Genomic DNA, 12,942 nt, shown 5'->3' with positions numbered 1-12,942 from the left:
CCATGTAATGGCAACCGCAACCATCACCGCAGGAGCGCCGCCGGCACGGCCGGCGGTTCCTGACACCATTTCCACACGCCGCGTCATTGCCTTCCTGGCGATGGTGTTCGGCATGTTCATGGCGATCCTGGACATCCAGATCGTCTCGGCTTCGCTGTCCGAGATCCAGGCGGGCCTGAGCGCCAGCTCCGATGAAATTCCGTGGGTGCAGACGGCCTATCTGATCGCCGAAGTGGTTATGATCCCGCTGTCGGGCTTCCTCAGCCGCATGCTGTCGACGCGCGTGCTGTTCACCATCGCCGCTGCCGGCTTCACCGCGGCCAGCGCCCTGGCCGCGACCGCCACCAACATCGACCAGATGATCGTCTACCGCGCCGTGCAAGGGTTTATCGGCGGCGGCATGATCCCGAGCGTCTTTGCCGCGGCCTTCACCATCTTCCCACCCTCGAAGCGCGCCATCGTCTCGCCGATGATCGGCCTGGTGGCGACGCTGGCGCCGACCATCGGCCCGACCGTCGGCGGCTATATCAGTCACGCCTTTTCATGGCACTGGCTGTTCCTGGTCAATGTCGTGCCCGGCATCCTGGTGGCGACAGCGGCCTGGTCGCTGATCGATTTCGACAAGCCCAATCTCAAGCTGTTCAACAAGTTCGACTGGTGGGGCCTCGCCGGCATGGCGGCCTTCCTCGGCTGCATGGAATATGTGCTCGAGGAAGGCCCGAACAATGATTGGCTGCAGGACCAGGGGGTGTTCATTTGCGCCATCGTCATGACCGTCGGCGCGGTGATCTTCTTCTGGCGTGTCTTCACCGCCGAGGAGCCGATCGTCGACCTCCGGGCCTTCAGCAACATCAACTTCGCCTTCGGCTCGCTGTTTTCCTTCGTCATCGGCATCGGCCTCTACGGCCTGACCTATCTCTATCCGGTCTTCCTCGGCCGTATCCGCGGCTACGATTCGATGATGATCGGCGAGGCGCTGTTCGTCAGCGGCCTGGCGATGTTCGTCACCGCGCCGATCTCCGGCATCCTGTCGAGCAAGATGGATTTGCGGCTGATGATGATGATCGGCTTCTTCGGCTTCGCCACCGGTACGTGGTGGATGACGCATCTGACCGCCGACTGGGATTTCTATGAGCTGCTGATCCCGCAGATCCTGCGCGGCTGTTCGATGATGCTGTGCATGGTGCCGATCAACAACATCGCGCTCGGCACCTTGCCGCCCGACCGGTTGAAGAACGCGTCCGGCCTGTTCAACCTCACCCGCAACCTCGGCGGTGCCGTCGGCCTTGCCCTCATCAACACCGTGCTGATCGACCGCAATGCCTTCCACTATGCAAGGCTCGCCGAGCATGTGCAGTGGGGCAGTGTTGCCGCGCAGACCAAGCTGCAGAACATGACGCTCAATTTCGAGCAGGTCACGGGTCTCGATGCCACCAGTGCGGCGATCTCCAAGCTGTCGGGCATGGTCCAGCAGCAGGCGGCGCTGCTGTCCTTCATGGATGTGTTCTACATGCTGACGGTGCTGTTCGCGACACTTGGCCTGTTCACCATGCTCATCAACAAGCCGGCCGCGCCCGGTGGCGGTGGTGGCGGCGGGCATTAAAACCAACACACACGTGGGCAGCGGTTTCGGGAAGCTCCTCCAGTCCACGCCCGAAAAGCTCTGACCGCGCAAAAAAACTCCGGGCCGCAAGACCCGGAGTTTTTCGTTTGAGGTCGAATTTCGTCAGGCCGTGGCAGGTTTGAAGGTCAGCGCCACGCCGTTGATGCAATGGCGCAGGCCGGTCGGCGCCGGGCCGTCGTCGAAGAGGTGGCCGAGATGGCCGCCGCAGCGGCGGCAATGCACTTCGGTGCGGGTCATGCCGAGCGACCTGTCCTCGGTCCTGCCGATGCCATTGGCGATCTCTTGCCAGAAGCTCGGCCAGCCGGTGCCGGAATCGAACTTCGTCTCGGAGGGATAGACCGGCAGGTCGCAGCCGGCACAGGCGAAGATACCTTTGCGGTGTTCGTTGAGCAGCGGGCTGGTGCCTGGATATTCGGTGCCTTGCTTGCGCAGCACGTCGAAGGCAGCCGGCGACAGGATGGCTTTCCACTCGTCGTCGGTCTTGGTGATCTCGAATTTCTCGGCGGCCTGCGCGGGCTGCGGGCTGCCCATGCGCAGCATGGTTGCCGCGGCTCCGACGACGCCAATTGCAGCGGCACCGCTCAAAAGAAGATCGCGACGGTTCATGACCAGTTCCTCCTGTTGTCCATTTGCCAAACTATACCGCCACGCAAAAATCAAAAGCCGGTGACGGTTGCCCTCGAACGAAACTCCGCGCCGGTCCACGGTTGACCGTGGGCGGCGCGGAGCACGCGTGTCGTTGCAGGTCACGGGAGCGAGACTATGCAATCGACGGAGGGCTCTTGCTGCAAGTTCGTCGCTGCAAGCCCTTTGTTACATTTTAGAGCCGATCACATCTTCGGGAGCAAAACCTTGTCGATGACGTGGATGACGCCGTTGGACTGCTCGACATCGGCGATCGTCACATTGGCGACGTTGCCGTTCTCATCGGTGACGGTGACCTTGCCGCCCTCGGCCTTCAGCGACAGCTCGCAGCCGCCGACGGTCTTGACCTTGTGCGTGCCGCCGTCGGCCTTGGCCATCGAGGCGACATCAGCCGCCATCGCCTTGGCGCCTATGACATGGCAGGTCAGGATCTTGACGAGCTTGTCCTTGTTCTCGGGCTTGAGCAGCGTGTCGACCGTGCCGGCCGGCAGTGCGGCGAAGGCCTCGTTGGTCGGCGCGAAGACGGTGAACGGACCGGCGCCCTGCAGGGTCTCGACCAGGCCGGCGGCCTTGACGGCGGCGACCAGCGCCGTGTGATCCTTCGAATTGACGGCGTTCTCGATGATGTTCTTCTGAGCATACATGGCGGCGCCGCCGACCATCGGGTTTTCGGCATAGGCAGCGGTGGCGAGTGCGGAAACGGCAATTGTACCGGCGAGCAAAAGGGTGGCGTATCTACGCATGATGTCAAAACTCCTCGGGTTTTCTCTTCCCATTTTTGGGGACGCGAGGAGATACGGAACACAACCGCGGGAGTTTCAGAATATTTTTGGATTTTTAATTTTATCGCGGGGGCGAAGAGATTTGTTGTGTGCGACAGTTTGCCGGCTCACATGCTTATTTAGACATGCGTGGCATAAGATAGATTGAAATTATCCTGGCGACGTCCGCGGCAAGAAGAAGCGGCTCAGATGCCCTTCAGGTCGCCTGCGGCAACCACCGGTCCGGTGGGCTGCCCCGTCGGCGAACCGCCGGCAGGCTCCAGACTGACGGCCAGCACCGCGCCCTGGGCGAGCTTCTGCTGGGTGGCGGGCGATACCCCGATATGCGCGGTCGCACCGGCCGGGATGACGCCCATCGAGACCGGGGCGTTCTTGCCCTGGATCATCCAAAGTTCGAAGTCCTTGCCGGAAGCCAGCGTGCCGGAAACATGCGAAAGGCTGACCTCATGCCGCTCGGAATCATAGACGGCGAGATATTTTACGTCGCTGCCGTCGGCGGCCAGCGAGGCGACAAGCCGCGCCTGCGGCTGTTCTGCGGGCCGATTGACGTAGGGCACGGCGACATAGAGAGCCAGCGCCGCGACTGCCGCTACGGCAAGGCCGCGCCAGAAGGCGAGGCTGGACCACAGGCCGGCGCGTGCCTCGGCTGATGTGGCCGCGGTCGATGCAAACAGCCGGCGATCGACAGCCACCTTCACCGACGGCGGCGGCTCGACCTCCGCATAGGCGGCGGCCAGCGGCGAGAGGTGGACCTCCCAGCCATCGACGAGCCGCGCGAAATCCGTCTCGGTGTCGATGCGCCTGGTCGCGATCTGCCGCTCTTCCACCGGCAGAACGCCGAGAACGTATTCGGCGGCGAGCAGGTCGTCGCCTCCACGTTCCGGTCCATTGTCCTCTGCCAGTGTCATCTTTCCAGACATTCTCTGAGTTTCATCAGGCTGCGGCGCAGCCAGGTACGCATCGTGTTCAGCGGCACGCCGTAGCGCTCCGCCAGTTCGGCATAACTTTCGCCCTTGAGATAAGCGCCTCGGACGGCCGCCGCCCGGTCCTTCTCCAGCTCTTCGAGACAATGATGGATGCGCTCGGATTCGTCGCCCGCCACCACCATCGCTTCAGGTCCCGGTGCCGGATCGGCCACGTCGAGCGCGGCATCGATATCGGCGGCAGGCTTGCGCCGCGCCCTGACGCGATCGATCGCGTGGTTGCGGGCGATTGCCACCAGCCAGGAGATCGGGCTCAGATCGGAGACAGCAAAACGATCCGCCTTCGTCCATATCTTGACGAAGACTTCCTGCAGCGCTTCTTCAGCATCTCCCCGGTCGTTCAATACACGAAGGCAGACGCCGAAAAGTTTCGCGCTGGTCTGCCGGTAGAGCAGATCGAACGCAGCCCGATCCTTCATCGAAGTCCGGACGATCAGCTTGGTGATGTCCTGCGGCGTCATGCCTGCCAAATTAGGCAATTGCGTTGTATTTGCAACGCCGGAAATATTCCATGCACCTAAAGTTCCGGGGTCCGGGCACAGGCTTCGATTGCCAAGGGAATCGCCGCTGGCTAGCTTGGCGGGAGTGGGGGAGCGCACATGTCGGTCGAACGGATCCTGTGGGAAGAAGACGCGACCGGCCTCGCCGGTCTTGTGCGCAAGGGCGAGCTGTCGGCGATCGAGCTGACCGAAGCGGCGATCGCGCGCGCCGAGGCCACGCGGCCTGAAATCAATGCCACGGCCGAGCCGCTCTATGACGCCGCACGGGCGCGGGCGAAAACCATCGACCGCTCGCTGCCGCTAGCCGGCGTGCCCTTTGCCATCAAGGACCTCGGCATCGCCATCAAGGGCGTCCCGTCGCATGGCGGCAGCCGCATTCCCGCCTCGGTGCCCGACGTCAATTCGGTGATGACCGAGCGCTACCTCGCCGCCGGGCTGATCCCGATCGTTACCTCGACATCGCCGGAACACGGGCTGCGGCTGATGACCGAATCCAAAGCCTTCGGCATCACCCGCAATCCCTGGAACACCGGCCACACCAGCGGCGGCTCGTCGGGTGGTTCGGCGGCCCTGGTCGCCGCCGGCGTGGTGCCGGTGGCGCATGCCTCCGATGGTGGCGGCTCGATCCGCGTGCCTTCCGCCTGCACCGGGTTGGTCGGCCTCAAGACCTCGCGCGGCCGCATCCCGCTGACGCCGCTGGTCAGCGAAAGCTGGTACGGCATGGTGGTCGACCATGCCGTCACCCGCTCGGTGCGCGATTGCGCGCTGCTGCTCGACCTTACCCACGGTCCCGACGCCTTGTCGCCCTATGCGGCACATCCGCCGAAGGCCACATTCGCCGCCGCTGCCGCGCGCGATCCCGGCAAGCTCCGGCTGGCCGTGTACCGCAAGTCGCCGCTTGGCCTGCCGATCTCGGTCGAGACAATGAAAGCGCTGGACACGGCGGTGGCGCTTGCGAGAGAGGGCGGCCACATCGTCGAGGACATCGACCTGCCCTTCATCGGCCGCGATTTCTTTGCCGACTTCTGCAGGACGGTTGCATCAGCCGTTGCCGGCACGCTGCGGGCGGAAGCGCTGCGCGTCGGCCGTTCCGTTACCGGCGACATCGAGCGCGCCACGCGGGTGCTCGGCCGGTTGGGCGAAATGGTGTCGGCCGGCGAGATCTATGCCGGCCTGCAGCGGCTGCATGCCGCCTCGCGGCGGATGATCGAGGAAACCGCGCAGTACGATGCCGTGCTGATGCCGATCATCGCCCATCCGCCGCTCGCCTGCGGTGCCATGGATCCCAAAGGCGCCGATGAGCTGATCGAAGACCTGCTCGACAAGCTTCACCTCACGCCCCTGTTGAAGCTGAAGCCGCTGTTCGGCCAGTTGATGGACAAGAGCCTTTTCTTCACCCATTGGCCGGCGATCCACAATGTCAGCGGCCAGCCGTCGATCGCGCTGCCCGTCCATGTCACCGACGCCGGCTTGCCGCTCGGCATCCAGGCCGCCGGCCGCCCGGGCGACGAGGAGACGCTTTTGTCCTTCGCCGCGCAGATGGAGAAGCTTTCGGGTTGGCTCGGCCGCAGGGCGCCATTGATGGTTCCTTCGCGATGACGAGGCCGTGAGCAGCTCGAATATGACAGCAATGCCATTTGCCCCCTGCGCCAATTCCCGCTAAGACGCCGCCGTCCTTTCCAAGTGCATGTCGCCCAAAAGTGCCCAGCGATTTTGGGACAACGACATGCACAAATCAAAAGCCGGGAACCATGCCGATGACGGAGATAACCGCCACCGCCGAAATGCAGGCCGCCCTGCTGTCGCGGGCGCTGCCTTACATGCAGCGCTACGAACACAAGACGGTCGTGGTGAAATATGGTGGCCACGCCATGGGTGATATCGAGCTCGGCAAGGCCTTCGCCCGCGACATCGCGCTGCTTAAGCAATCCGGCGTCAACCCGATCGTCGTGCATGGCGGCGGGCCGCAGATCGGTGCCATGCTGGCCAAGATGGGCATCGAATCCAAATTCGAGGGCGGCCTGCGCGTCACCGACCAGAAGACGGTCGAGATCGTCGAAATGGTGCTGGCCGGCTCGATCAACAAGGAGATCGTGGCGCTGATCAACGCCGAAGGCGAATGGGCGATCGGCCTGTGCGGCAAGGACGGCAACATGGTGTTCGCCGAAAAGGCCCGCAAGACCATGATCGACCCCGACTCCAACATCGAGCGGGTGCTCGATCTCGGCTTCGTCGGCGAGCCGGTCGAGGTCGACCGCACGCTGCTCGACCTTCTGGCGCGCTCCGAGATGATCCCGGTGCTGGCGCCGGTGGCGCCCGGCCGCGACGGCCACACCTACAATATCAACGCAGACACCTTCGCCGGTGCCATCGCCGGCGCCTGCAAGGCCTCGCGCCTTTTGTTCCTGACCGACGTGCCCGGCGTGCTCGACAAGAACAAGAAGCTGATCGATGAATTGACCGTGGCCGAGGCCAGGGCGCTGATCAAGGATGGCACGGTCTCTGGCGGCATGATCCCCAAGGTCGAGACCTGCATCGAGGCGATCGAGCGCGGCGTCGAAGGCGTCGTCATCCTCAACGGCAAGACGCCGCATGCGGTGCTGCTCGAACTCTTCACCGAACACGGTGCCGGCACGCTGATCGTGCCGTGATAGTCTGCGGCTACAGCACCGGACGCTGCCTGCCGTTGAGCATCCACTAATCCGGCAGGGCCGCAACGGCCACGATTTCGACGACGAGGTCGGGGTGGGCAAGTGCGGCAACTCCGATCACCTCCGATGGCGGCGGATTGTTGTAGCTGCAATGCTTTGGACAGTGCTCGGCAAAGAATTCGTCCATGACGTCCAGCCGAAAATTTGGGGAGCTGAGGGCCCCACCGTCCGGAAACGGTCCCTTGACGTATTGGGTGATCTTGACGAGATTTTCGAGCGAACTGCCAAGCTCCTCCAGATCTGATTTGATGTTCGTCAGGATGGAGCGCCATTGCGTCGCTGCGTCACCGACGGCACCACCCTTGCCACTCGACGGATCGTAGTTTTCGGCAGTGCCCGTATTGCCGGCAAGAAAGACATATCCCTTGGCGCCGGTGACGACAGTACCTTTCCCCCAAGGCATCAGTCGGTCACCCTTCATCTTCTTATGTGTGACAAGGTTCATCGCGTCCTCCTGCCGGTAACCAGCGGTCCATTGCAAAAATTTAGCGCGCTGACCGTCGGCGACCAGTGCGAAAGGTCAGGCTCGAAGCGACGATGCGCAGAAGCCGCGTTGCTCAGACGCTGCGCGACTGTTCGACGGCAGGCGCGGCCGATTTGCGCGCCGGGCGCGCGAAGACCATTGATTCCTCCTCGGCGTCCTGCGGCGCACCCCAGAATTCGGCAAGCGTCGGGCCGTCTTTCACCCTGATATCGCGGACCAGAAATCCCCAGACCTCACGGAACCAGACGCGGCGGCCCATTTGCGTGTACCAGCGCATCGAATGGCGCTGTTCGGAATCGGGGTGGAACAGGATGCGTGCCAGCGCCTTCGGTCGCGATTGCACCGCGAGCTCGATCAGCTTGACGCTGAAGAACAGCATCCACGGTTTCAGCCGGGTCATCTGCAGCACCTGGTGCTTGTAGTCCCACAGCCGGGCATCTCTCTGGATCACCTTGCGCTCGCGGGCGATGCGGAAGAACGGCGTCCAGCGATGCGGCGTCACGTAAAGCGCCTGGATCTGGTCCGGGTCATAGGCGATCAGCTGGCGAAAGCCGCGCCACAGGTCGCGAAAGCCTTCATCCTCGAAGCCCGCCACCCAGGTCGCCATCGACAATATGCCGTGCTTTCGCAGCAGCCTTATCGCCTCGCGGTCGGATGAGGTGCTGCTTGCGGATCAGTTGAAGCGTCTGTTCGTCGGTGTTTTCCATGCCGAGCAGCCAGCGGATGACACCGGCCTTGCGGTAGAGATGCAGGATGTCGGCATCGCGCACAATGTCGTCGGCCCGGGTCGAGCCGACGATCAGCACCGGCACATCCTGGGCGATCAGCGCATCGAGAAAGGCGCGCCACGCCTTCTTCGAAACCGTCGGGTTCTCGTCGGCAAGATTGATCAGCTCGACGCCGTGCTCGCGGTGCAGCCAGGCGATCTCCTGCGCGAATTTCTTGGGATCGCGATGCCGCCAGCGGGTCCAGAAGCCGCGCTGGCCGCAGTAATTGCACAGATGCGGACAGCCGCGCGAAAACTGCATGACCACCGCGCGCTTGCCACCCCAATAGCTGTAGCACCGGTGGTCAATCAGCTCCCAACCAACGCGGTAGGCGTCGAGCTCCGAAATGGTCATTGCTGGCTGCGTGGCGACGGGACGGCGCAGATCGTCGCGAAAGGCGATGCCGGCCACGCTCGCCGGCGACTGGTGCATTTCCAGCGCCTCGACCAGCGCCACCACAGTCGCTTCGCCCTCGCCGCGCACGATGAAGTCGAAGACGTCGGTTGCCGCCAGTATGTCGCGCCAGTGATAGGTCGGGAAGACGCCGCCATAGATGATGATGGTCGCTGGTTCGCGTTCCTTGATCATCCCGGCGATCAGCAAGGCGGTCGGGTGCGCCGAGGTCGAGCCGGAATGGCCGATCAGGACGAAGTCGGGGAAGTCGTCCAGGGCGTCGTGCACGACGCTATCGAGCGGCATCGGCCCGAACTCGGCGTCGACCAGCCGCACGTCGTAGCCGGCATCGATCAGCGGGCCGCCGATCGCCAGCAGGCCAAGCGGTGGCAGATGATCGTCCGGCACGCGGCTGCCGATGGCGGTGTGTGGCGGATTGATCAGGACGATTTTCATGGCGGACCTCTGAGCAGTTGGTCCGCGCATGCTGGTCGGCGATGTGGACAGGCGCTTGGCCCGTTTCAGCAGTTTGCGTGCAGCTTTTCCTCAAGCAACGCCGGGGATCCGCGTTACTTCCGGAGATGCGCGAGCGGTACGTGGCCCGGCCCCTTGATGTTCTGCAGCACCAGCTGCGTGTGGACGTCGCGCACGCCGTCGAGCCGCATCAGCCGGTGCATGACGAAGGCGTTGAGCTCGTCGACCGATGGCACCATGACGTGCAGCAGGAAGTCGTGGTCGCCGGTCATCGTCCAGCACGACGACACCTCGTCCATGCGCTGCACCGCGGCAATGAAGCTTTCGGGCGAACCGTCGCTGTGGCTGACCAGGCGCACCTGGATGAACACCTCGACCATCAGGCCGACGGCGCGGCGGCTGATCACCGCGGCAAATCCCTTGATGATGCCAGCGTCCTGCAGCGCCTCGAAGCGTCGCGCGCATGGCGTCGTCGACAGGCCGATCTCTTGCGCCAGCTCGGAGACGGGCTTGCGGCCGTCGCGCTGCAGGACATCGAGCATCTTGATCTCGAAATCATCGAATTGAGGCATTTTCACTCCTTTGATGCAGATTGTGAGTGAATGTTATCTCGAATATCGCAGCCGAGCTATCATCAAAACCAAATCGCCTCCGCAAATCCGGTTACGCTCCGGGCACGTAGCCATTGATGATTTGCGAGGAGAAAAACCATGACGACGATGAGCGTTGCCGAATATGCCCGCGACTGTGCGGCGCAAGGGTTGCGCGGCGACTATTCGGTCTGCCGTGCCGATTTCACCGTGGCCCAGGGTTATGACTACAGCGCCGAGGAACAGGCGGTGTGGCGCACGCTATGCGACCGCCAGACCAAACTGACGCGCAAGCTTGCTCACCATTCCTATCTCGACGGGGTCGAAAAACTCGGCCTGCTCGACCGCATCCCCGATTTCGACGAGGTCAGCGCCAAGCTGCGCAAGCTGACCGGCTGGGAGATCGTCGCCGTGCCGGGTCTCATCCCCGCCGCTCCCTTCTTCGATCATCTCGCCAACCGCCGCTTCCCGGTCACCAACTGGCTGCGCACCAGGCAGGAGCTCGACTACATCGTCGAGCCGGACATGTTCCACGATTTCTTCGGACACGTGCCGGTGCTGTCGCAGCCGGTGTTCGCCGACTTCATGCAGATGTATGGCAAGAAGGCCGGCGACATCATCGCGCTCGGCGGTGACGAGATGATCACCCGGCTCTATTGGTACACGGCCGAATATGGCCTGATGCAGGAGGCCGGCCAGCCGCTGAAGGCGTTTGGCGCCGGCCTGATGTCGTCCTTTACCGAACTGCAGTTCGCCGTCGACAGCAAGGACGCCCACCATGTGCCCTTCGATCTCGAAACGGTGATGCGCACCGGCTACGAGATCGACAAGTTCCAGCGCGCCTATTTCGTGCTGCCGTCGTTCGACGCCTTGCGCGATGCCTTCCAGACCGCCGATTTCGAGGCGATCGTCGCGCGCCGCAAGGGCCAGCCGGCGCTCGACCCGGCGACGGTCTAGCAAATCCGGCACCAGTGTTTAAGGCGCGTCGCATGAATCCATTTCAACGCGACGCGCTTTAGACGCTTTGATCCCGCTGGGCTATTGCATGGCGGCGGGGTTCATCCACAGGAACTCCCAGACGTTGCCGTCGGGGTCTTCAATGTGGCGGTTGAACATGAAACCGAGATCCTGCGCTGGATTGGGATCAGCGCGGCCGCCTGCCGCCACGCCCTTCTCGATTACGGTATTGACCTCGTCCTTGCTGTCGGTGGTGAGCGCGATCAGCATCTGGCTGTCACGCTTGGGGTCGCCGATCTGCCGCGCTGTGAACTGGCTGTAATGCTGGTGCGTAAGCAACATGACCCCAATGGAGTCCGAGAACATGATCGAACTGGCCTGATCGTTCGAGAACTGCGGATTCAGCGTGCCGCCGATCGCGAGATAAAACTTGGTCGCTGCCTGCAGATCGCGCACCGGCAAATTTATAAAGATCATCTTGGTCATCGGTCTAAGCCTTGCCTTCGTTGACAGGTACTAGTCAGTCCAGTACCGTTTTATGACTACCATGCGGGAACGGTACCGTCTAGTACTCGTTTAGGAGGCGCCATGAAAATCGACGGTGAAACCAGATCTGCACGCAAGGATCGTGAGATCATCCAGGCGGCCACGGCGGCGTTCATCGGCAAGGGCTATGATGGAACCAGCATGGAGGAAATCGCCACCAGGGCGGGAGCTTCCAAGCAGACCGTCTACAAGCATTTCACCGACAAGGAGACGCTGTTCGGCGAAGTCGTTCTGGCAACCGCTACCCAGGCCAACGACATCATCGAGTCCGTGACGACGCTGCTTTCCGAGGCGAAATTCATGGAAGGTGGCCTGCAGCAACTTGCCCGACTTCTGATAGCGGTTCTCATGGATGAAGAGTTGTTGAAGCTGCGGCGCTTGATTATCGCCAACGCGGATCGAATGCCGCAGCTTGGCCGCAGCTGGTACGAAAAAGGTTTTGAGCGCATGCTTGGCTCGATGGCGTCCTGCTTTCGAAAGCTCACCGATCGAGGACTGATACAAACCACTGACCCCCATCTAGCAGCCAGCCATTTTTTTGGAATGCTTCTTTGGATCCCCATGAATGAAGTCATGTTCACGGGAAGCAACCGGCGCTCCAAGGCCGAACTTGAACGGCACGCGGATGCCTCGGTGGAGGCGTTTCTTGTCGCCTATGGGGTCCAGCCGAAATAGTCCCGTTCCCTGCCGACATTTGCAGTAAGGCCGCGAACACATCGCATCCCTATCGCCCAGGGGTGTCCGCCCCCTCGGCCTTCAGCCGCGCAAGCTGAGCGCGCTGCAGGTCGAGCGCGGCATTGACAAAGCGCGATATGGTCGCGAGCTCGGCGTCGCTGAAGGTGGCGATCACCTTTTCACCCTCCCGCGCGATGGCGCCGTAATAGCGCGCAGACAGCTCCCGCGTCGCCTCGGTCGCCTCGATCACCACCTTGCGCCTATCCTCGAGACTGCGCGTGCGGGTCAGCAGGCCGCGCGCTTCCAGCCGGTCGATCAGCGCCGTCACCGCCGCCGGCGTCAGCCCGGTCGCGGTCGCTACCGCGCCGGCCGATTGCGGGCCGCCATAGAGCAGCCCGATGCAATGGCGCTCGGCCATGTTGAGCCCAAGCCTCGTCCCCACCGCTTCGTCATAGGCCTGCGTCGCGTCCTGTCACTGCATGATGGCAAGGCCGATGGCCCTTGTCAGGTAGTCACGATTCTCGCTTAACGAATTTATTTCGATCATCTAACTATCAATCCGTCTAACATTTAGACCATTGCAGCAATATGCGGCCGCGGCCTGGACAAGGCAAGGGCCGGCCGCCGACAAGGAGTGAAAAATGAGCTTGATTCAACAACGTACCCCTCTCTCGCATGAGGATGAATTCAAATACGCCAAGCTGGCGATGGAATGGTATGGCTGGGGCTCTCCCATTGGCCTCGGCATCCTGCTCGTGGCGCTTGCCGCCGCGGCCGTGCTGGTGCATATCGCCATCTACGGCTTTTAACG

At 62.6% G+C, this 12,942-nt stretch carries 14 protein-coding genes and 1 pseudogene; 6 read left to right on the top strand and 9 right to left on the bottom strand.

Translation table 11 applies throughout. The features are described 5' to 3' along the window. Positions 1-7 precede the first annotated feature (7 nt). The gene (locus DBIPINDM_RS16060; RefSeq protein WP_258588159.1) at positions 8-1,603 is read left to right on the top strand and encodes a DHA2 family efflux MFS transporter permease subunit; all 1,596 of its coding nucleotides are present in this window, start codon (positions 8-10) and stop codon (positions 1,601-1,603) included. 123 nt (positions 1,604-1,726) lie between these two features. Here the strand turns inward: DBIPINDM_RS16060 and msrB are convergent, their stop codons facing one another. The 4 genes from msrB to DBIPINDM_RS16040 all read right to left on the bottom strand — a co-directional run bounded on the left by msrB (position 1,727) and on the right by DBIPINDM_RS16040 (position 4,495). Further along, positions 1,727-2,230 carry a peptide-methionine (R)-S-oxide reductase MsrB gene (gene msrB / locus DBIPINDM_RS16055; protein ID WP_258588158.1) on the bottom strand — a complete coding sequence of 168 codons (504 nt, stop codon included), beginning with the start codon at positions 2,228-2,230 and terminating at the stop codon, positions 1,727-1,729. 224 nt (positions 2,231-2,454) lie between these two features. Beyond that, on the bottom strand, positions 2,455-3,012 hold the full coding sequence (locus DBIPINDM_RS16050; protein ID WP_258588157.1) for a fasciclin domain-containing protein: 558 nt from the start codon (positions 3,010-3,012) through the stop codon (positions 2,455-2,457). Between the two features lie 224 nt (positions 3,013-3,236). Next, positions 3,237-3,959: an anti-sigma factor domain-containing protein gene (locus DBIPINDM_RS16045; RefSeq protein WP_258589287.1), complete on the bottom strand. Its 723-nt coding sequence runs from the start codon at positions 3,957-3,959 to the stop codon at positions 3,237-3,239. Continuing rightward, on the bottom strand, positions 3,956-4,495 hold the full coding sequence (locus DBIPINDM_RS16040) for a sigma-70 family RNA polymerase sigma factor (RefSeq protein ID WP_258588156.1): 540 nt from the start codon (positions 4,493-4,495) through the stop codon (positions 3,956-3,958). The genes DBIPINDM_RS16045 and DBIPINDM_RS16040 overlap by 4 nt, the downstream gene beginning before the upstream one ends. Positions 4,496-4,633: 138 nt before the next feature. On the opposite strand from DBIPINDM_RS16040, the gene DBIPINDM_RS16035 reads away from it, so the two are divergent. After that, a complete protein-coding gene (locus DBIPINDM_RS16035) occupies positions 4,634-6,133 on the top strand; it encodes an amidase (protein WP_258588155.1) in 1,500 nt (499 codons plus the stop codon). 158 nt (positions 6,134-6,291) lie between these two features. Beyond that, positions 6,292-7,185, top strand: a complete 894-nt coding sequence (gene argB, locus DBIPINDM_RS16030; protein WP_258588154.1) for an acetylglutamate kinase — start codon at positions 6,292-6,294, stop codon at positions 7,183-7,185. Between the two features lie 46 nt (positions 7,186-7,231). Here argB and DBIPINDM_RS16025 read toward each other — a convergent pair whose 3' ends face one another. The 3 genes and pseudogenes from DBIPINDM_RS16025 to DBIPINDM_RS16015 form a co-directional block, all read right to left on the bottom strand. Beyond that, complete coding sequence (locus DBIPINDM_RS16025; RefSeq protein WP_258588153.1) at positions 7,232-7,690, bottom strand: RidA family protein; 459 nt, start codon at positions 7,688-7,690, stop codon at positions 7,232-7,234. Positions 7,691-7,802: 112 nt separating this feature from the next. Then, positions 7,803-9,345, bottom strand: a pseudogene (gene bchE, locus DBIPINDM_RS16020) (magnesium-protoporphyrin IX monomethyl ester anaerobic oxidative cyclase). A 113-nt stretch (positions 9,346-9,458) separates the two neighbouring features. After that, complete coding sequence (locus DBIPINDM_RS16015) at positions 9,459-9,935, bottom strand: Lrp/AsnC family transcriptional regulator (RefSeq protein WP_027040871.1); 477 nt, start codon at positions 9,933-9,935, stop codon at positions 9,459-9,461. 138 nt (positions 9,936-10,073) lie between these two features. Here DBIPINDM_RS16015 and phhA point away from each other — a divergent pair, with 138 nt between their 5' ends. Continuing rightward, positions 10,074-10,910: a phenylalanine 4-monooxygenase gene (gene phhA, locus DBIPINDM_RS16010; RefSeq protein ID WP_258588152.1), complete on the top strand. Its 837-nt coding sequence runs from the start codon at positions 10,074-10,076 to the stop codon at positions 10,908-10,910. Positions 10,911-10,991: 81 nt separating this feature from the next. Here phhA and DBIPINDM_RS16005 read toward each other — a convergent pair whose 3' ends face one another. Further along, entirely contained in the window at positions 10,992-11,396 is a 405-nt protein-coding gene (locus tag DBIPINDM_RS16005; RefSeq protein WP_258588151.1) for a VOC family protein, read from the bottom strand. A 102-nt stretch (positions 11,397-11,498) separates the two neighbouring features. Between DBIPINDM_RS16005 and DBIPINDM_RS16000 the strand changes: the two genes are divergently transcribed. Continuing rightward, on the top strand, positions 11,499-12,131 hold the full coding sequence (locus DBIPINDM_RS16000; RefSeq protein ID WP_258588150.1) for a TetR/AcrR family transcriptional regulator: 633 nt from the start codon (positions 11,499-11,501) through the stop codon (positions 12,129-12,131). Between the two features lie 49 nt (positions 12,132-12,180). On the opposite strand, the gene DBIPINDM_RS15995 is transcribed toward DBIPINDM_RS16000, so the two are convergent. Next, positions 12,181-12,573, bottom strand: a complete 393-nt coding sequence (locus DBIPINDM_RS15995; protein WP_258588149.1) for a MarR family winged helix-turn-helix transcriptional regulator — start codon at positions 12,571-12,573, stop codon at positions 12,181-12,183. A gap of 199 nt (positions 12,574-12,772) precedes the next feature. On the opposite strand from DBIPINDM_RS15995, the gene DBIPINDM_RS15990 reads away from it, so the two are divergent. Then, positions 12,773-12,940 (top strand): hypothetical protein, encoded by a 168-nt coding sequence (locus tag DBIPINDM_RS15990; RefSeq protein ID WP_258588148.1) that lies wholly within the window; start codon positions 12,773-12,775, stop codon positions 12,938-12,940. Positions 12,941-12,942 lie beyond the last annotated feature (2 nt).

This window comes from Mesorhizobium sp. AR02 (assembly GCF_024746835.1).
In the GTDB taxonomy this organism is placed as follows: Bacteria; Pseudomonadota; Alphaproteobacteria; order Rhizobiales; family Rhizobiaceae; genus Mesorhizobium.
Note: the sequence above shows the minus strand (reverse complement) of the source record. Positions and strands in the feature narration are given on the sequence as shown.

What these genes read in the sequence shown, in the direction of transcription:
- DBIPINDM_RS16060 (WP_258588159.1), top strand. Translation starts at nt 8, where the DNA reads ATGGCAACCGCAACCATCACCGCAGGAGCGCCGCCGGCACGGCCGGCG.
- msrB (WP_258588158.1), bottom strand. Translation starts at nt 2,230, where the DNA reads ATGAACCGTCGCGATCTTCTTTTGAGCGGTGCCGCTGCAATTGGCGTC.
- DBIPINDM_RS16050 (WP_258588157.1), bottom strand. Translation starts at nt 3,012, where the DNA reads ATGCGTAGATACGCCACCCTTTTGCTCGCCGGTACAATTGCCGTTTCC.
- DBIPINDM_RS16045 (WP_258589287.1), bottom strand. Translation starts at nt 3,959, where the DNA reads ATGACACTGGCAGAGGACAATGGACCGGAACGTGGAGGCGACGACCTG.
- DBIPINDM_RS16040 (WP_258588156.1), bottom strand. Translation starts at nt 4,495, where the DNA reads ATGACGCCGCAGGACATCACCAAGCTGATCGTCCGGACTTCGATGAAG.
- DBIPINDM_RS16035 (WP_258588155.1), top strand. Translation starts at nt 4,634, where the DNA reads ATGTCGGTCGAACGGATCCTGTGGGAAGAAGACGCGACCGGCCTCGCC.
- argB (WP_258588154.1), top strand. Translation starts at nt 6,292, where the DNA reads ATGACGGAGATAACCGCCACCGCCGAAATGCAGGCCGCCCTGCTGTCG.
- DBIPINDM_RS16025 (WP_258588153.1), bottom strand. Translation starts at nt 7,690, where the DNA reads ATGAACCTTGTCACACATAAGAAGATGAAGGGTGACCGACTGATGCCT.
- DBIPINDM_RS16015 (WP_027040871.1), bottom strand. Translation starts at nt 9,935, where the DNA reads ATGCCTCAATTCGATGATTTCGAGATCAAGATGCTCGATGTCCTGCAG.
- phhA (WP_258588152.1), top strand. Translation starts at nt 10,074, where the DNA reads ATGACGACGATGAGCGTTGCCGAATATGCCCGCGACTGTGCGGCGCAA.
- DBIPINDM_RS16005 (WP_258588151.1), bottom strand. Translation starts at nt 11,396, where the DNA reads ATGACCAAGATGATCTTTATAAATTTGCCGGTGCGCGATCTGCAGGCA.
- DBIPINDM_RS16000 (WP_258588150.1), top strand. Translation starts at nt 11,499, where the DNA reads ATGAAAATCGACGGTGAAACCAGATCTGCACGCAAGGATCGTGAGATC.
- DBIPINDM_RS15990 (WP_258588148.1), top strand. Translation starts at nt 12,773, where the DNA reads ATGAGCTTGATTCAACAACGTACCCCTCTCTCGCATGAGGATGAATTC.